This is a genomic window from Methanoculleus sp. DTU007, from assembly GCF_001512385.1.
GTDB classification, from domain to species: Archaea; Halobacteriota; Methanomicrobia; order Methanomicrobiales; family Methanoculleaceae; genus Methanoculleus; species Methanoculleus thermophilus.
On sequence record NZ_LFRO01000086.1, the window covers coordinates 1 to 410 of the forward strand.

The window sequence follows — 410 nt, forward strand, 5'->3', positions numbered from 1 at the left end:
CGGCAAGGACGGCGATCTCTGCTTCAAGGCTCGCCTGGTAGCGCGGCAGGGAGCGGACGAATTCGGTGAGGACCACGCCGAGGAAGGCGATGACCCCGGCAAAGATCCCGATGAGCCCTGCGACGACTATTACGGCGGCAAGGATTTGCGGCACTCCCCGTCGGGTCAGCCACGCCATGACGGGTGCGGTGATCATCGCAAAGAAGACGGCAACGAGGAGCGGGCCGAGGATCGGCGTTGCTGCTCTCGCCCCCGCGAGCACGATGACGACTGCGGCCCCTATGATCGCGATCCGGGCAGGGGGGGAGAGGTTCTCGCCGATGATCTTCACAAGGACGATATGGGTCTTCCCAAAAGAAAGAGTTTTCCGGGCGAGTTTTTAATCTCCGGCCTCCGCTGCCCGGATCGCC

The 410-nt window shown here is 63.4% G+C and carries 1 protein-coding gene; it reads right to left on the minus strand.

What is annotated here, in order from left to right; translation table 11 throughout:
- Nucleotides 1–331: AI-2E family transporter (locus ACI94_RS09095; RefSeq protein WP_286681342.1), on the minus strand; the 331-nt coding region annotated here is incomplete at its 3' end.
- Nucleotides 332–410 lie beyond the last annotated feature (79 nt).